General features: G+C 68.8%; 14 protein-coding genes, 1 tRNA gene and 1 pseudogene. 7 read left to right on the forward strand and 9 right to left on the reverse strand.

Features of this window, described 5'->3' with window-relative positions; translation table 11 throughout:
* The first annotated feature begins 183 nt into the window (after positions 1-183).
* Positions 184-260, forward strand: a tRNA-Leu gene (locus WU80_RS09860).
* Between the two features lie 359 nt (positions 261-619).
* Here WU80_RS09860 and WU80_RS09865 read toward each other — a convergent pair.
* Complete coding sequence (locus WU80_RS09865) at positions 620-808, reverse strand: hypothetical protein (RefSeq protein ID WP_055404139.1); 189 nt, start codon at positions 806-808, stop codon at positions 620-622.
* A gap of 223 nt (positions 809-1,031) precedes the next feature.
* On the opposite strand from WU80_RS09865, the gene WU80_RS09870 reads away from it, so the two are divergent.
* The 6 genes and pseudogenes from WU80_RS09870 (at position 1,032) to cydC (ending at position 8,991) form a co-directional block, all read left to right on the forward strand.
* On the forward strand, positions 1,032-2,372 hold the full coding sequence (locus tag WU80_RS09870; protein ID WP_055404138.1) for an adenylate/guanylate cyclase domain-containing protein: 1,341 nt from the start codon (positions 1,032-1,034) through the stop codon (positions 2,370-2,372).
* Between the two features lie 28 nt (positions 2,373-2,400).
* Positions 2,401-2,997: an HdeD family acid-resistance protein gene (locus WU80_RS09875; RefSeq protein WP_156349627.1), complete on the forward strand. Its 597-nt coding sequence runs from the start codon at positions 2,401-2,403 to the stop codon at positions 2,995-2,997.
* Positions 2,998-3,083: 86 nt separating this feature from the next.
* A complete protein-coding gene (locus WU80_RS09880; RefSeq protein WP_055404137.1) occupies positions 3,084-4,556 on the forward strand; it encodes a cytochrome ubiquinol oxidase subunit I in 1,473 nt (490 codons plus the stop codon).
* Positions 4,557-4,582: 26 nt separating this feature from the next.
* Entirely contained in the window at positions 4,583-5,623 is a 1,041-nt protein-coding gene (gene cydB, locus WU80_RS09885; RefSeq protein WP_055404136.1) for a cytochrome d ubiquinol oxidase subunit II, read from the forward strand.
* Between the two features lie 62 nt (positions 5,624-5,685).
* On the forward strand, positions 5,686-7,299 hold the full coding sequence (cydD, locus tag WU80_RS09890) for a thiol reductant ABC exporter subunit CydD (RefSeq protein WP_055404135.1): 1,614 nt from the start codon (positions 5,686-5,688) through the stop codon (positions 7,297-7,299).
* A pseudogene (gene cydC / locus WU80_RS09895) lies at positions 7,286-8,991 on the forward strand (thiol reductant ABC exporter subunit CydC). The gene cydD and the pseudogene cydC overlap by 14 nt, the downstream one beginning before the upstream one ends.
* Here the strand turns inward: cydC and WU80_RS09900 are convergent.
* The 8 genes from WU80_RS09900 to trpC form a co-directional block, all read right to left on the reverse strand.
* The gene (locus tag WU80_RS09900) at positions 8,925-10,322 is read right to left on the reverse strand and encodes a bifunctional lysylphosphatidylglycerol flippase/synthetase MprF (protein ID WP_055404133.1); all 1,398 of its coding nucleotides are present in this window, start codon (positions 10,320-10,322) and stop codon (positions 8,925-8,927) included. The pseudogene cydC and the gene WU80_RS09900 sit on opposite strands and share 67 nt — an antisense overlap.
* Before the next feature lie 143 nt (positions 10,323-10,465).
* The gene (locus tag WU80_RS09905) at positions 10,466-11,374 is read right to left on the reverse strand and encodes an acyl-CoA thioesterase II (protein WP_055404132.1); all 909 of its coding nucleotides are present in this window, start codon (positions 11,372-11,374) and stop codon (positions 10,466-10,468) included.
* Positions 11,375-11,421: 47 nt separating this feature from the next.
* The gene (gene pyk, locus WU80_RS09910) at positions 11,422-12,840 is read right to left on the reverse strand and encodes a pyruvate kinase (RefSeq protein WP_055404131.1); all 1,419 of its coding nucleotides are present in this window, start codon (positions 12,838-12,840) and stop codon (positions 11,422-11,424) included.
* A 75-nt stretch (positions 12,841-12,915) separates the two neighbouring features.
* A complete protein-coding gene (locus tag WU80_RS09915; protein WP_055404130.1) occupies positions 12,916-13,335 on the reverse strand; it encodes a DUF2752 domain-containing protein in 420 nt (139 codons plus the stop codon).
* Positions 13,336-13,373: 38 nt separating this feature from the next.
* Positions 13,374-14,744 (reverse strand): prolipoprotein diacylglyceryl transferase, encoded by a 1,371-nt coding sequence (locus tag WU80_RS09920; RefSeq protein WP_055404129.1) that lies wholly within the window; start codon positions 14,742-14,744, stop codon positions 13,374-13,376.
* On the reverse strand, positions 14,744-15,556 hold the full coding sequence (gene trpA, locus WU80_RS09925) for a tryptophan synthase subunit alpha (RefSeq protein WP_055404128.1): 813 nt from the start codon (positions 15,554-15,556) through the stop codon (positions 14,744-14,746). Before trpA ends, WU80_RS09920 begins: the two co-directional genes overlap by 1 nt.
* Positions 15,553-16,815: a tryptophan synthase subunit beta gene (trpB, locus tag WU80_RS09930; protein WP_055404127.1), complete on the reverse strand. Its 1,263-nt coding sequence runs from the start codon at positions 16,813-16,815 to the stop codon at positions 15,553-15,555. Before trpB ends, trpA begins: the two co-directional genes overlap by 4 nt.
* A 72-nt stretch (positions 16,816-16,887) precedes the next feature.
* The gene (trpC, locus tag WU80_RS09935) at positions 16,888-17,706 is read right to left on the reverse strand and encodes an indole-3-glycerol phosphate synthase TrpC (protein ID WP_055404126.1); all 819 of its coding nucleotides are present in this window, start codon (positions 17,704-17,706) and stop codon (positions 16,888-16,890) included.
* Positions 17,707-17,724 lie beyond the last annotated feature (18 nt).

Consider the following 17,724-nt stretch of genomic DNA (forward strand, 5'->3'; position numbering starts at 1 on the left):
TGTGTATAAGAGACAGGATCAGGACCCGGCGCGGCACGGCGGCGTCGGTGTCGGTCGTGGGGCCTGTCATGACGGACATTGTGTCGTGAACGCCTCGAACCAGCGACCTCGGGGGCGGTCAGGCGGCCGCCCGCGCCCGATCCTCTATGGTGGGAGGCTGCCTCTAAGGTAGGAGGCCGGCCAGCCCTCGTATCCCAACTGGCAGAGGAAACGGATTCAAAACCCGTCCAGTGTGAGTTCGAATCTCACCGAGGGCACCACGACGGCACTCGCCGCTCGTTCGCAATCGGCGCCTCCCCGCCCCCGCACCCGGCAAACCGGCTCGTGGCTAGCCGGCCGCTTTCCGGTACTCAAGTCCCGGCTCTCCAGCCACGCCAAAGCGTGGATGCGGTAAATACCGCCAAATGCGTGCCAAAGGTATGGACTTCCGCGAATTTGAATACTCCGCGCATTTACCACCGGGCGCGAAATTCGGCGCGCGCGATGAATTCAATTTATTTCGCGGCGGCGGCACCCGCGGGCCGAATTTATTGGCGACCGACCCCACCCCGCGGGCAAAAGATCCGGAACTCGACCGTCGCCGCGGGCCCTTTCCCAGGGGCCCAGGCGAGCCGCCTCGTCAGCGGCTGATGCACACCTGTTCTTCGGAGTGCACCACGTTGACCTGCATCGGATCACTCTGCATGGAGTCGGTTGCCACTCGCAACAACGAGGCCGCGCCGCCACATCCCACCCCGCACGCGGGGGTCGCCATCGCAATTCCCGCCAGGACCAGCACGAGCCCGATCTTCCTGCTGAGAATCCCCATGATGCGCCCCTTTGGTTAGAGGAACACGTGACCCACTTCACAGCCCGACATATGTTTAATAACACTTCGGACAAATTTTGAAACCCCCCAAACGCAAATTTTTTTGGGAATTTTTTTGCACCCGATACGGCCGGGCGCCAAAGCGGCCTCCGCCCCGGCGCCGCGGCCGCGTTTCCTCGGTCCAGGGGCCGACAAACACCGAGGTCAGCGTTACGCTGTCAGCGTGGCGGCTAAGAAGTGCGGCGCCCCACCGGTGGCAGATGGCTCAACGAGCCGCCCCGACTGCGTGGCAGCGGTGCGGGCGCAGACGCGCGACCGCAATCAGCACTACGCGGCCAGCGCCGCCCGCCGGGCCCGGATCCTGACCATCACCGCGTGGCTCGCCGTCATGGTGAGCGTGAGCTTCGTGCTGGTGCAGATCCTCAGCGGCACGTGGCTGTGGCAGGTCAGTTCGATCAACGTCCTCGGCGCCATGGTCTTCGCGATGGTCCCGTGGCTGCAGCGGTTCGGCGAACTGGTTGCGCCGCTTACCTTCCTGGGCGCGGCCTACGTGTCGGTGTTTGCCAGCTGTGTCGACGTCGGCACCGGTTCGGGGGCCGAGTTCTTCTTCCTGGTGGGCGCGTGCATCGTCGTGCTGCTGCTGGGAATCGAACACATCGTGTTGGCGTCCGCGCTCGCCGCGGTCGCCGCCGGCCTGATCATCGCCGTCGAGTTCCTGATCCCCCGCGACACCGGGCTGCAGCCGGCCTGGGTCCAGGCGGCCGGGTTCGTCGTCACGACGGTGTCCAGCGTGGTGATGGTCGTCGTCACCGTGTGGTTCGCCCTGCGCGACACCGCGCGCGCCGAGGCCGTGATGGAGGCGCAGTACGAGCGCTCGGAGGCGCTGCTGGCCAACATGTTGCCGGCCAGCATCGCCGAGCGGCTCAAGGAGCCCGGCCGCGGCATCATCGCCGACAAGTACGACGAAGCCTCCGTGTTGTTCGCCGACATCGTCGGCTTCACGGAGCGGGCCAGCGGCACGGCACCGGCGGAGCTGGTGCGCTTCCTCGACCACCTCTACAGCGCCTTCGACGCACTCGTCGACAAGCACGGGCTCGAGAAGATCAAAGTCAGCGGCGATTCCTACATGGTGGTCAGCGGCGTTCCCCGCCCCCGGCCCGACCATGCCCAGGCGCTCGCGGACTTCGCGCTCGACATGGCCAATGTTGTGGCCGGACTTCAGGATCCGCACGGCAACCCGGTTCCGCTGCGGGTGGGGATGGCGTGCGGGCCGGTGGTCGCCGGTGTCGTGGGGTCCCGCCGCTTCTTCTATGACGTGTGGGGCGACGCGGTCAACGTCGCGTCCCGGATGGAATCCACCGACTCGGCAGGCCGAATTCAGGTGCCCGAGGCCATGTACGAGCGCCTGCGGGACGAGTTCGTGCTGCAGGAGCGCGGCCACATCGACGTCAAAGGCAAAGGCCTGATGCGCACCTGGTACCTGATCGGGCGCAAGGCGCCCAGCGAAACCACCGACGTGACCACCGATCTGCTGGCCGCGGATTCGCGCACCGCCAACGTGTAACCCAAGTGCCCTATACCGGGGGCGGCGTTTGTGTCACACTGCGGCCATGCAAACCACACCTGGACCTCCCCCCGCTCCAAGTCTGTTGCCGCACCTGTGGAAATCGGCCCTGTTGTCGGGAATTCTGTCGCTGACCCTCGGCGTCCTGGTGCTGGCGTGGCCCGGAATATCCATCGTCGTGGCCGCGACCGCCTTCGGCGTCTACCTGCTGATCACCGGCGCCGCACAGGTGTTCTTCGCCTTCAGCCTGCATGTCTCGGCGGGCAGCCGGATCCTGTTGTTCATCAGCGGTGCCGCCTCACTCATCCTGGCGCTGTTGGCGTTTCGCCATTTCGGTCAGGGCTACGCAATCCTGTTGCTGGCCATCTGGATTGGCATCGGGTTCATCTTCCGCGGCGTCGGCACGACGATCTCGGCCATCCAGGACCCGCTCCTACCCGGCCGGGGCTGGACGATTTTCATCGGCGTGATCAGTCTGCTCGCCGGCATCGTGGTCCTCGCTTCGCCGCTGGAATCGATTGTGACGCTGGCGCTCGTGGTCGGCGTGTGGTTCGTGGTGATCGGCATTTTCGAGATCATTTCCTCCTTCGGCATCCGCAAGGCTTCGCAGACGCTGACCGGTTGAGGGGCGACCGGTAGCGCCGGCCCCGGCACTTCTACTACACTTCGTAGTAGCCGTGCGTACGGCTCCGCAGTTTCGGGAGATGGCAGATGAATGTCGTCGATATTTCGCGGTGGCAGTTCGGTATCACTACCGTCTACCACTTCATCTTCGTGCCGCTCACCATCGGTTTGGCGCCGCTGCTGGCCGTCATGCAGACGGTGTGGGTGGCCACCGGCAACACCGCGTGGTACCGCCTCACGAAGTTCTTCGGCAAGGTGTTCCTGATCAACTTCGCCATCGGCGTGGCGACGGGGATCGTCCAGGAATTCCAGTTCGGGATGAACTGGAGCGAGTATTCGCGGTTCGTCGGCGACATCTTCGGCGCGCCGCTGGCGATGGAAGGCCTGTTCGCCTTCTTCTTCGAGTCGACGTTCATCGGGTTGTGGATCTTCGGGTGGGGCCGGCTGCCGAAGCTGATCCACCTCGCCTGCATCTGGATCGTCGCGATCGGTGTGAACGTGTCCGCCTTCTTCATCATCGTGGCGAACTCGTTCATGCAGCACCCGGTCGGCGCGCACTACAACCCGGCGACGCATCGCGCCGAGCTGGACAGCATCACCGCGCTGCTTGGCAATAACACTGCGCGGTGGGCGTTTACGCACACCGTCACCGGCGCGCTGCTGACCGCCGGGACGTTCGTCGCGGCGGTCAGCGCGTGGTTCCTGGTCCGGTCACGGCGCCCGGCGACGGCGACCCCTGCCGGTGAATCGGATGCGCGCACCATGTTCCGCCCGACGGCGATCCTCGGCTGCTGGGTGGTGCTGCTCGCCGCGGCCGGCCTGTTCTTCACCGGCGACCGCCAGGGCAAGCTGATGTTCGTGCAGCAACCGATGAAGATGGCGTCGGCGGAGTCGTTGTGCAGCACCGCAACCGATCCGGACTTCTCCATCCTCACCGTCGGCACGCACAACAACTGCGACAGCATCACCCGCGTGATCGAGGTGCCCTACGTGTTGCCGTTCCTCGCCGAGGGCCGGACCAGCGACGTGACGCTGCAGGGCGTCCGGAACATCCAGCAGGACTTCGAGGGTCGGTTCGGCCCAAATGACTACCGGCCCAACCTGTTCGTCACCTACTGGTCGTTCCGCGCGATGATCGGGTTCCTCGCCGTCCCGGTGTTGTTCGCGCTGGCGGCGCTGTGGCTCACCCGCGGCGGCCGGGTGCCCAACCAGCGATGGCTGTCGTGGCTGACGCTGGTGACCATTCCCACGCCGTTCCTGGCGAACATCTCCGGGTGGGTGTTCACCGAGATGGGCAGGCAGCCATGGATCGTCGCGCCGAATCCGACCGGGGACCAACAGGTTCGGTTCACCGTCCGGGAGGCCGTCTCACACCTGGCTCCCGGCATGGTCATCACCTCGCTGGTCACCTTCACCCTCGTCTACGCGGTGCTCGCGGTCCTGTGGTTCTGGTTGCTCAAGCGGTACATCACCGAGGGCCCGCGGGAACACGACGCCGAACCGGCCCCCGCGCCGGCACCCGGCGACGACGAGGTGGCGCCGCTTTCGTTCGCCTACTAGGCCCGAGCACGGAAAGGAGCTGACCGATGGGACTGCAGCAGTTGTGGTTCGGCATCATCGGGTTGCTGTTCCTCGGTTTCTTCGTCCTGGAGGGCTTCGACTTCGGCGTGGGCATGCTGATGGAACCGCTCGCCCGGGTCGGCGTCGGCGAGGCCGAACCCATCCGGCGCACGGCGCTCAACACGATCGGTCCGGTGTGGGACGGCAACGAGGTGTGGCTGATCGTCGGCGGCGCAGCGATGTTCGCCGCGTTCCCCGGCTGGTACGCCACGGTGTTCTCCACGCTGTATCTTCCGCTGCTGGCCATCCTGTTCGGCATGATCTTGCGCGCGGTGGCGATCGAGTGGCGCGGCAAGGTCGACGACACGAAGTGGCGGGGCTGGGCCGATTTCGGCATCGCCGCCGGTTCCTGGCTGCCCGCCATCCTGTGGGGCGTGGCGTTCGCCATCCTGGTCCGCGGCCTCCCCGTGGACGCGACCGGCCACGTCCACCTGTCGGTCACCGACGTGCTCAACGCCTACACCCTGTTGGGCGGCTTGGCGACGGCCGGGCTGTTTCTGTTCTACGGCGCGGTGTTCATCTCGCTGAAGACCTCCGGCTCCATCCGCGACGACGCCCACCGGCTGGCGGTGTGGCTGTCGGTCCCGGCGACCGCACTGGTGGCGGGATTCGGGATCTGGACGCAGCTGGCCTACGGCAAGCAGTGGACCTGGCTGGTGCTGGCGGTCGCGGTGGTGGCGCAGCTGACCGCCGTGCTGCTGGTCTGGCGGCGCGCCTCCGACGGCTGGGCGTTCGCGAGCACCGCGATGGTCGTTGTGGCGGTGGTGATCCTGTTGTTCGGCGCGCTCTACCCCAACCTGGTGCCCTCCACGCTGAACAAGCAATGGAGCCTGACGATCTACAACGCCTCGTCGACGCCGTACACCCTCAAGGTGATGACGTGGGTGACCGCGTTCATGGCCCCGCTGACGGTGGTCTACCAGGCATGGTCGTATTGGGTGTTCCGGCAACGGATTTCCGCGGATCGGATACCGCCGTCCATCGGGCTGGCGAGGCGCGCGTCCTGAGCGCACCCGGCTCGCGAGCGCGGGGCCCCGTGGACCCGCGGCTCTGGCGGGCATCGACGGCCTTGCGCCGCTACCTGAGCGCCACGGTCTGTTGCGGCGTGGTGATCTCCGGCTGCGCGATCGGCTCGGCGATCGTGCTGGCGCGCGTGGTCGCCCGCGCGGTGAGCGATCACGGGGCGCCCGGTCTGCGGGCCTGGCTCGGCCCGTTGTCGATTCTGGTGCTGCTGTGGACCATTCGCACGGTCGCGCACTGGCTGCAAGCGCGGTTGGGCCAGCGGGGCGCCAGCGCCGTCATCGCCGACCTGTCCGGTCAGGTGCTGACGGCGGTGACCGCCCGCCAGCCCGGTGAGCTCGCCGCCCAACGGGATGCCGCCGCGGTGGTGGTCACCCGGGGTCTCGACGGCCTGCGGCCCTACTTCACCGGGTACCTGCCGACGTTGCTGCTCGCCGCGATCCTGACCCCGGCGACGGTCGCCGTGATCGCGGTGTACGACCTCAAGTCGGCGGCCATCGTGGCGATCACCCTGCCGCTCATCCCGATCTTCATGGTGCTGATCGGCCTGGCGACGGCCGACCGGTCCGCGGCGGCCCTGGCCGCCATGACGACGCTGCAGGGGCGGTTGCTCGATCTCATCGCCGGGATCCCCACGCTGCGGGCCCTCGGCCGCGGCCGGGGCCCGGAGCGCCGCATCGCCGAACTCGCTGCGGCGCATCGCCGCTCGGCCATGGCGACGCTGCGGATCGCCTTCCTGTCGGCGCTGGTGCTGGAACTTCTGGCGACACTCGGGGTCGCGCTGATCGCGGTGGGGATCGGGCTGCGGCTGGTGTTCGGCGAGATGACGCTGGCGACCGGCCTTACGGTGCTGTTGCTGGCACCCGATGTCTATTGGCCGTTGCGCCGGATCGGCGTGGAATTCCATGCCGCGCAGGACGGCAGGACCGCCGCCGACCGGGCCTTCGCGCTCATCGGCGAGCCGGCCCGAACGACGACGCCACATCGGACGGTGACCGCCCGCGGCGCCGAGATCCGCCTCGAGGCGCTCGGCGTGGCCGGGCGCGACGGCGACGCGCCGTGCGGGCTCACCGCGCTCATCGAGCCGGGCTCGGTGACGGTGCTGACCGGGCGCAACGGCGCCGGCAAAAGCACGGCGGTGCAGGCGATCATCGGTATCACCGCGCCGTCATCGGGCCGGGTCACGGTGGGCGGCATCGACGTGGCCGATCTCGAGCCGGGCGCGTGGTGGCGCCAGCTGTCCTGGCTGCCGCAACGCCCGGCGCTGATCCCGGGCACCGTCCGGGACAACCTCGCGCTCTTCGGCGACCTCCGTGATCTCGAAAGTGCCTGCGCTGCAGCGGATTTCGATGCGGTACTGGCCGACCTGCCCGACGGGCTGGACACCGCGCTCGGCCGCGGCGGCGTCGGCCTGTCGCTGGGTCAGCGACAGCGGCTCGGCCTGGCCCGGGTGCTCGGGTCGTCCGCGGCCGTGCTGTTGCTCGACGAGCCCACCGCGCACCTGGACGCCCGCGCCGAGGAACGGGTGCTGCGGGCCATCGTGGACCGCGCCCGTTCCGGCGCCACCGTGGTGGTCGTCGGGCACCGCGCACCGGTGCTGGCCATCGGTGACCGGGTGGTGGAGGTGGCCGCCGGCAGGGGGGCGCGTTATGCCCCGGTCTGATCCGCTGTTGTCCGCCCTGCCGCTGCTGCGCCCGCGGCTCCCCCGCATGCTGGCGGCGGTCGCGCTGGGCGCGCTGTCGCTGGGCAGCGCGCTGGCGCTGGCCGGCGTGTCGGCCTGGCTCATCACGCGGGCCTGGCAGATGCCGCCCGTGCTGGACCTGTCGATCGCGGCCGTCGCGGTGCGCGCGTTCGCGATTTCGCGGGGCGTGCTGCACTACTGCGAGCGATTGGTGACCCACGACGCCGCGCTGCGCGCGGCCGGTAGCGCCCGCACGGGGATCTATCACCGGCTGGCCCACGGACCGGCGGCGGCCACCGTCCGGCTGCACAGCGGCGAACTGGTCACCCGGGTGGGCTCCGACGTCGAAGAGCTGGCCAACGTGTTGGTGCGCGCCGTGGTGCCGATCGGGGTCGCGGCGGTGCTGGCGCTGGCGGCGACCGCGGTGGCCGCGGTGATCTCGCCGCCCGCCGCGGCGGTGCTGGCGGTCTGCCTGCTCATCGCGGGCGTCGTCGCCCCGCGGCTGGCCGCCAACGCGGCGGCCAGGCAGGAAATCGTTGCCCGGCAGCATCATTCCGAGCGTGACACCTCGGCGATGATAGCTCTGGAACACGCGCCCGAGCTTCGCGTCGCGGGGCTGCTGCCCCACGTGATCGCCGAATCTCAACGCGGCCAACGGGCCTGGGGTGCGGCCCTCGACGCGGCCGCGAGGCCGGCCGCCGTCGCCGAAGCCGTGCCGACGGCCGCGATCGGGGCCAGCGTGCTGGGCGCGGTGCTGGCCGGGATCGCTTTGGCACCCTCGGTCGCGCCCACCACGCTGGCCGTCCTGATGTTGTTGCCGCTGTCCGCGTTCGAGGCGATGACCCCCCTGCCGGCCGCCGCGGTCCAGCTGACGCGCTCGCGCATCGCCGCGCGCCGGCTGCTCGACCTGACCGCGACCGACCCCCCGGAACCCGGAAAGCCCACCGCGGCCCCGCCCGGGCCCGCCGCCGTGCTGTCCGCCGACATCCGGTCCGGCCACGCCGCGGCTTGGTCGAACCGCGTCACGCTGGACCTGCCGCCGGGTTCGCGGCTGGCCGTCACCGGCCCCAGCGGATCCGGCAAGACCACGCTGTTGATGACCCTCGCCGGCCTGCTGCCGCCGCTGCAGGGGCGGGTGACGCTCGACGGCACCGACCTGACCGAGTTCGACGAGGACGACTTGCGCCGCGCCGTCAGCTTTTTCGCCGAGGACGCGCACCTGTTCGCCACCACCGTCCGGGACAACCTGCTGGTCGCCCGCGGCGACTGCCGCGACGACGAGTTGGCGGCCGCGCTGGACGCCGTCGGGCTGGGGGGCTGGCTCGCCGGTTTGCCCGACGGCCTGTCGACGGTGTTGACCGGTGGCGTACAAGGGCTTTCGGGCGGTCAGCGCCGGCGCCTGCTGCTGGCGCGGGCCGTGCTCTCACCCGCCCGAATCGTGTTGCTCGACGAGCCGACCGAGCATCTGGACGCCGCCGACGCGGAACCGATCCTGCGCGAGCTGCTGGGGCCGGCGGCCGCCCTGTTGCCGGCCGATCGGACCGTGGTGGTGGCGACTCATCACTTGCCCGACGACATCGGCTGTCGCCGGCTGCACATCGATGCGCTCAGAGATGCCGCCGGCGCGGCATGAACTCCAGCGACAGCAGCACGATCAACAGCTGGACGATCTGAGTCATCGAGACCAGCGCGTAGCGCCGGGCATCCAGCGCGTGGAACTTGCGCACGTACCGGTACAGCGACTCGAGCGCGATCAACGGGTCGAGGACATGGATCAACCGATAAAAGACCCGCTGCAGGCGGCTGCGGTTCTTTTCGTCGAAGATCTCCGGGAAGGCCGCGAACGCGAGCGAAAGCCGTTGTGCCCCACTCGCTTTGCCGGCCATGATCATGTCGATGCTGAGCCGTTCGTCGATGCCGTTGGGCGCCCCGCGCCGGCGCCACGGCACGTCGAGGGTGATGTCGCTGCCGCCGCCGGCCGTCGCGTACCGGTGAAATCCCTGCACCTTGCCCGAGGCGTCCCTGGCGATGATCAGCTGGATGCCCGGGAACCGGCCCTCCAGCACGCCGTCCAGGTTCATGTGGAAGCCGCGGTCGGCGTGGGCCGCCTTGCTCGACGACCGCACCACCTCGGTCAGCTCGGCGAGCCGCCTGTCGTCGAGTTCCTGTTCGGCGACGATCTCGGTGGTGACGCCGCAATTGTGGGAACGCTTGACGGCCTGACGCAGGTTGCGGAACTTGCGGCCCACCATGTCGAACCGGGTGACGTCGACGACCACGTCGCGCCCGATCGGCACGGCGCGCAGCGACTGTCCGATCACCGCGGTGTCGTTCCACAAGGCGAGCCGCCGCTCGCCGCAGCCGACCACCGCGATGCGCCAGCCGTGGGTGTGGCACATGGCGGCGAAGTCGGCGACCAGCTCGGGGAATCGCGTCTCATCGCCGATCGGGTCACCGCTCACCACCGCGATGCCCAGGCGCGTCCGGTAGGCCAGCGCCGCGTTGCCGTCGGCGGTGAAGTGGTAGCTCTTGCCGGTCTGCATCGTGAACGGGGCGAGCGGGTCGTCCCTGGTGGCCTGGATCAATTTCCAGACCCGCGGCAGGTCCTCGGGGCGCGGGTGCGACGACGTCGGCCACATCAGCACCATGCCCGAACTGGCGATCACCAGGTCGCCAAGCAGGTCGAAGGACAGCACGTGCAGGCCGAGGCCCGCCAGCACGAACAGGGCCGCCGCGACGGCGTGCAACGCCGTCACGGGACGGCCGAGGAAAATGCCGCGGGCGATCCACGCCACCGCGACCAGCACCGTCAGCGACCAGGCCAACCGATCGGTGTAGTGCCACGCCGGCTGGTGGTGGTGGCGGACCAGGATTTCGGCCAGCCAGCAGGTGGCGCTCAACAGGGCCAGCGCGCCGATCAGCCGGGCCGCCCGCGAATCGACGGAGACGACCACGCGTTCGCGCGCGCGGGCCTTCGCTGAGACGTCGACCACCGGCCCGCTCACACTCACCTCCCGATGCGCTGACGCTCCAGCTGGGCGGCTGGTTGCCGCCGCTGCACCGAATACCCGGCTGCTACGAACTTACGCCCGATCCCGGCCCTGCCGGGCCCGATTCACGCCGATGTCCTGCGGGTATTCCGCCCTGTCTATCGGCCCGACGGCGGAAAGTATTTCAACACCCCTTCTTGCACCACCGTCGCCAGCAGCTGTCCGGAACGATCGAAGAAGTGACCGGTGCCCAGCCCGCGCGAGTCCGCGGCCACCGGCGACGACGTCGAATACAGCACCCAGTCGTCGAAGTTGACCGGCCGGTGAAACCAGACGGAATGGTTGGCGGATGCGGCGAAGATGCGGTCGAACCCCCAGGACAGCCCGTGGGTGGTGATCACGGAGTCCAGCACCGTGGTGTCCGAGGAGTACACCATGGTGGCGGTGTGCAGGACCGGGTCACCGGGCAGCGGGCCGCCGGCCTTCATCCACACGCGATTGTGCGGGAGCCGATCGCCCTTCTCGCGCATCACCCAGGCCGGGTCGTTGGTGTAGCGCCATTCGATCGGCTGCAGCGCGTTGACGAAGTGCGGGACGGTCTCCTCGTAACCGCGCAGCAGCTCGCCGATCGGCGGCTGCGTTTCGGGCTCCCCCACCTGCGGCGGGTCGACGCCGTGTTCGAGGCCGCGGCCGCCCGCCATGTAGGAGATCATCGCCGACGACAGCAGCATGCCGTCCTGCACGGCGTCGACGCGCCGATTGGCGAAGCGCCGCTCGTCGCGCAGGCGGGTGACGTGGAATTCGAGGTCCTTGCCGGTGTCGCCGCCGTTGATGAAGTGCACGGACAGCGCGCTGGGCGGCAGGTCCTCCCGAACCAGCGTGCGGCTGCTCGCCACGAACGATTGGGCCATCAGCTGACCACCGAATGTCCGCATCGGGTTCTTGCTGGGATGAGACCCGACGAACCGGTCGTCGGCGACCCGGTTGAGGTCGAGAATGGCCAGCAATTCCTCGAAATCAGAATTGGTGCTGATCGCGGCCTCTCCTTCGGGTCGGGCTAGCTTCATTGCCCGACTCCTCCTCGGTCCGCTACACGGACCGCATCGTCGTCGGGCTAGACGTCGTCCTCCCCGATCCGGTGCACGTGGATGAGGTTGGTCGACCCTACTGTGCCAGGTGGCGCGCCGGCCACGATCACCACCAGGTCACCGCGCTTGTAGCGACCGAGTTCCAGCAACGACTTGTCGACCTGGCGGATCATGCCGTCGGTGGAGGTCATCATCGGGACGATGAACGTCTCGGTGCCCCAGGTCATGGCGAGTTGGCTGCGCACCTCGGGCCAGGCGGTGAAGGCCAGCAGCGGCAATGGGGTGTGCAGGCGCGCCAGCCGCTTGACGGTGTCCCCGGATTGGGTGAAGGCGACCAGCGCCTTGGCGTCGAGGCGCTCGCCGATGTCGCGGGCGGCGTAGGAGATCACCCCGCGCTTGGTGCGCGGCACGTGCGTCAGCGGCGGGGCGGCGGTGGAGTTGTCCTCGACGGCGCAGATGATGCGCGACATGGTGCGGACGGCCGCCAGCGGGTACTTGCCCACCGACGTCTCCCCGGACAGCATCACCGCGTCCGCGCCGTCGAGCACGGCGTTGGCGACGTCGGAGGCCTCGGCGCGCGTCGGCCGGGAATTCTCGATCATCGACTCGAGCATCTGGGTCGCCACGATGACGGGTTTGGCGTTCTCCCGGGCCATCTGGATGGCCCGCTTCTGCACCAGCGGCACCTCCTCGAGCGGCAGCTCGACGCCCAGGTCGCCGCGCGCCACCATGATGGCGTCGAACGCGAGCACGATCGCTTCCAGATTGTCGACGGCCTCCGGCTTCTCCAGCTTGGCGATCACCGGCACCCGCCGGCCGACCCGGTCCATCACCTCATGGACCAGCTCGACGTCCGACGGCGAGCGCACGAAGGACAGCGCGACCAGGTCGACCCCGAGGTCGAGCGCGAACGTGAGATCCTCGATGTCCTTCTCCGACAAGGCCGGTGCGGACACGTTCATGCCGGGCAGCGACATGCCCTTGTTGTTGCTGACCGGGCCGCCCTCGACGACGGTGCAGAAAACGTCGTCGCCGTCGATCGCATCGACGACCAGACCGACGTTGCCGTCATCGACCAGCACCCGGTCACCGACGACCGCATCCTCGGCCAGCCTCTTGTAGGTGGTCGACACCCGGTCGTGCGTGCCCTCGCAATCCGCGACGGTGATGCACACGGTTTCGCCGTCGGCCCAGTACGTGGAACCGGTGGCGAATCGCCCCAGCCGGATCTTGGGTCCCTGCAGATCGGCGAGCACACCGACCGCGCGCCCGGTGGTGTCGGACGCGGCCCGCACCCGCTCGTAGGCGGCCTTGTGGTCGGAGTAGTCGCCATGACTGAAGTTCAACCGGGCGACGTCCATTCCCGCCTCGACCAGCGCCAGAATCAGCTCGTCCGAATTCGTCGCAGGGCCAAGGGTGCAGACGATCTTCCCGCGTCTACTCACGCCGAACCAGCATAGTCGGGTGGGCCCCCCACGGTCCGACGGAACGGGGTGTTGCCAGGTGAGCGATCGGCCACGCTAAACCGCGGGAAACAGCGGAAAGCCGGGCAGGTTACGCAGCACCGTCCACGCGATGACGGCGACCGCCATCGCCAGCCAGGCCGGCGTTGACAGCGCCGGTTGGCCGCGGCGCCGGCGCACCAGCAGCCATCCGGCCAGCATCGGGATGCCGACCAGCAGGAAGATGTTGTCGTTGACGGCGGCGATCAGGTCGCCGTGCAGCAGGTCGTGCGTCATGCGCAGGCCACCGCAGAACGGGCAATTCCAGCCGGTGAGCCATTTGAAGGGGCACTGCGGATACACCGAATTCGTGTTGTGCGGGTCTACCAGGGCGACGTAGCCGAGCGCGCCGCCCAGCACCACCGCGGTACCCGCGGCGATGTATCGGCGCTGACGCCGCTGTTCCACCGGTTGTCCGGCGGAATCGGTTTGCGTCACGCTCTCAGCATGCCAGACCGCGCCGGCCGCCAGCGGTGCTACGGCCGGTTCCTGCGCAGCCGCCAGCGGCTGCGGGTTGCCTTGTACGGCTCGGCGGTCGCGGCGGGTTCGGCGGAGTCATGTGCCGGCTTTGGCTCGGGCTCGTCGGCTTCGGGCTCTGCGGCTTCTTCGGTTTCGGCTTCGGCTTCGTCGGGCTCTTCGGCCTCGGCTTCGGGTTCTTCGGCTTCTTCGGGCCCTTCGGGTTCGGCCTCGTCCGCCTCTTCCGCTTCTGCCTCGGGCTCTTCCGCCGCAGTCTCTTTAGCTTCGGGCTCTTCAGCTTCGGGCTCTTCGGCCTCGTCCTCGTCGGCGTCTTCGCCGGCGACTTCGGGCTCTTCGGCTTCGGGCTCTTCGGCCTCGTGCTCGTCGGCGACTTCGGGTTCGTCGGCGCCTTCGGCCTCGTCCGCCTTGCCGTCATCGTCCTCGGCGGCCGCCGCAACCGTCGCGGTCGACGTGCCGGCCGCGGCAACCGTCGCGAGCTCACGCGCCGGTTCCTCCGCGGCCTCCTCGTTACCACGCAGGCTCTCGGGGTCCTCTCGGCCCTTGGGCGCGACCATGATGTACACCACGGCCCCGATGAACACGAAAGTCGATGTGAACGAATTGATCCGGATGCCCGCGATGTGCGTGGCGGTGTCATCGCGCAGCAATTCGACGCCGAACCGCCCGATGCAATAGCTGGCCACGTACAGCGCGAACAGCCGCCCGTGGCCGAGCGTGAATCGCCGGTCCGCGTAGATCAGAATGGCGAAAACCAGGACGTTCCAAATCAATTCGTACAGGAACGTCGGCTGCACGACGAGCGCCACCTGCCCGGTCGAGACGCCGTCCAACGAGTGCGGGTCGACGTATCCCGAGGGGTCTCGGCGATAGAAGATCTCCAGCCCCCACGGCAGCGTGGTTTCGCGGCCGTAGAGCTCCTGGTTGAAGTAGTTGCCCAGCCGTCCGATGGCCTGCGCCAGGACGAGGCCGGGGGCCACCGCGTCGGTGAAGGCGGGCAGCGGGATGCCGCGCCGCCGGCAGGCGATCCACGCGCCCACGCAACCGAGCGCCACCGCGCCCCAGATGCCCAGCCCGCCGTCCCAAATGCGCACGGCCGCACCGATGCCGGCGCCGCCCGGGCCCCAGTACGTTCGCCAGTCGGTGGCCAGGTGATACAGCCGGCCGCCCACCAACCCGAACGGCACGACCCACAACGCGATGTCATAGATGACGCCGCGCTGGCCGCCGCGGACCTCCCACCGGCGGTCGCCGATCAGCAGCGCCACCACGATGCCGATGATGATGAACAACGCGTAGGCGCGGATGGGCAGCGGCCCGAGGTGCCACACCCCCTGGGGCGGGCTGGGGAAGTACGTCGGCGGCATCGTCATCAGGTCGCCGCCCGCTGCCGGACGCCGGCGGCCAGTTCCTCGGTCAGCGCACGCAACGCGGGCAACCCGCCGTCTCGGAGCGCCGACACCAGCGCCGAACCGACGATGACACCGTCGGCGTAGCTGCCGATCTGGGCGGCCTGCTCCCGCGACCGCACCCCCAGGCCGACGCCGACCGGTATGTCCGACACCGCCTTGACCCGCTGCACCAATTCCGGCGCAGCGTGCGACACGGCGTCGCGCGCTCCGGTTACCCCCATCGTGGAAGCAGCGTAGACGAATCCGCGCGACGCCTCGACCGTCATCGCCAGGCGCTGCGGCGTCGACGACGGCGCCACCAGAAAAATGCGATCCAACCGATGCTCCTCAGCTGCCGCCAGCCACCGTCCGGCTTCGTCGGGGATGAGGTCCGGGGTGATCAGGCCGTGTCCGCCGGCCGACGCGAGATCCCGCGCGAACGCGTCGACCCCGTAACGCAACACGGGATTCCAGTAGGTCATCACCACGGCGCGCCCGCCGGCCGCGCTGATCGCCTCGACCGCGGCGAGCGTGTCCCGCACCCGCACCCCCCCTTGCAGCGCGGCCTCGGTGGCGCGGGCGATGGTCGGCCCGTCCATGCCCGGATCCGAATAGGGCACCCCGACTTCGATGAGGTCACAACCGGATTCCACCAGGGCGCGCATCCCGTCCACCGAGGTCGGCACGTCGGGGTAACCGGTGGGCAGGTAGCCGATCAGGGCCGCGCGATTGTCGTTGCGGCACGCCTCGAAGACCGGCCCGAGCCTGCTGGCATGTTTTTGTTCCACGGTCACCGCTCGCCCGGCCCCATCAGGCCGAACCATTTCGCGGCCGTCTCGACGTCCTTGTCCCCCCGCCCCGAGAGGTTCACCACGATGATCGCGCCCCGCCCCAACTCCAAGCCCAACTGCACCGCGCCGGCCACCGCGTGTGCCGATTCGATGGCCGGGATGATGCCCTCGGTGCGGCACAGCAGCGCGAACGCGTCCATCGCCTCCGCGTCGGTGATCGGCCGGTACTCGGCGCGCCCGATCTCTTTGAGATACGCGTGCTCGGGCCCCACCCCGGGATAGTCCAGACCCGCTGAGATGGAATGGGATTCGATGGTCTGGCCGTCCTCGTCCTGCAGCAGGTACGAGAACGAGCCCTGGAACGCGCCGGGCGAACCACCGGCGAAAGTCGCCGCGTGCCTTCCGGTTTCGACCCCGTCACCGGCCGCCTCGAAGCCGACCAGGCGCACTCCCGGATCGTCGATGAACGGGTGGAAGATGCCGATGGCGTTGGATCCGCCGCCGACGCAGGCCACCACCGCGTCGGGCAACCGGCCCGCCTGAGCCTGGATCTGCACGCGTGCCTCCAGGCCGATGATGCGCTGGAAATCGCGCACCATCGCCGGAAAGGGGTGCGGGCCCGCCGCGGTGCCGAAGCAGTAATAGGTGTTGTCGGCGTTGGTCACCCAGTCGCGAAACGCCTCGTTGATGGCGTCTTTAAGCGTTTTCGAGCCGCTCTGCACCGACACGACCTCGGCGCCCAGCAGCCGCATCCGCGCCACGTTGAGCGCCTGACGCGCGGTGTCGACGGCGCCCATGTAGATGACGCATTCCAGCCCCAGCAGGGCGCACGCGGTGGCGGTGGCGACGCCGTGCTGCCCGGCGCCCGTCTCGGCGATGACCCGGTTCTTGCCCATCCGCTTGGCCAGCAACGCCTGACCGAGGACGTTGTTGATCTTGTGAGAACCGGTGTGGTTCAAGTCTTCTCGTTTGAGGAAGATGCGCGCCGAACCGGCGTGCTCGGACAGCCGGGTGGCCTCGTACAGCGGCGACGGCCGGCCGGCATAGTTGGCCTGCAGGTCGTCCAGCGTGTCCAGGAAATCGGGGTTGATGCGTTCCTTCTCGTAGGCGGCGGTGACCTCTTCGATCACCGCCATCAACGCCTCCGCGACGTAACGGCCGCCGTACACGCCGAAATGACCACCCGGGTCAGGTTCATGGGGGGTGGGTTCGGCGACGGCTGCACTCGGAAGGGGAAGGTCCGGGCGGGACAGATTGACCATCACCAATGCTCTACGCGGATACGGCTCATGGGGTTCAACGTTTCGGCGCCGGCGCTGCTCAAGACTCGACGACTAGCGTGAGGGTTTCGGACAGGACGGGTGGGTGCCCGCGGTCACCAGATCGGCGACGGCGGCGCGCGGGTCACCGCTTTTGACCAGACCCTCGCCGACCAGAACCGCGTCCGCGCCGGCGCCGGCGTAGGCCAACAGATCCCCGGTGCCGCGGACACCGGACTCGGCGATCCTGATCACGTTGCTGGGCAGGCCCGGAGCGATGCGCGCAAAGCAATCCCGGTCCACCTCCAAGGTGGCGAGATCGCGCGCGTTGACACCGATTACGTTGGCCCCGGCCTTCAGCGCCCGGTCGGCCTCTTCCTCGGTGTGCACCTCGACAAGGGCCGTCATGCCCAGTGATTCGGTGCGGTCCAGCATCGACACCAGGGCCGACTGGTCCAGCGCGGCGACGATCAGCAACAACATGTCGGCGCCGTGCGCGCGGGCCTCGTGGATCTGATACGGCTGGACCACAAAGTCCTTGCGCAACACCGGTATCGAGACCGCGGCGCGAACCGCGTCGAGGTCGTCGAGCGATCCGTGGAATCGCCGCTCCTCGGTCAGGACGCTGATGATGCGGGCCCCGCCATCCTCGTACGCGCGAGCCAATTTCGCCGGATCGGCAATGGTCGCCAGGGAACCCGCGGACGGGCTGGCCCGCTTGACTTCGGCGATGACACCGATGCCCGGCTCGCGCAGGGCGGCCATCACGTCGCGCGGCGGCGGCGCCGCGGCGGCGGCGGCCTTGATTTCGGACAGGCTGATGAGCGCTTCGCGCGCGGCGACGTCGGCCCGGACTCCCTCGAGGATGGAGTCAAGCACGGTAGCCGGACTCATGCCTGTTGCTTCCCTTCG

Origin of the sequence: Mycobacterium sp. UM_11, from assembly GCF_001414075.1 — a bacterium.
Lineage (GTDB): Bacteria > Actinomycetota > Actinomycetes > Mycobacteriales > Mycobacteriaceae > Mycobacterium.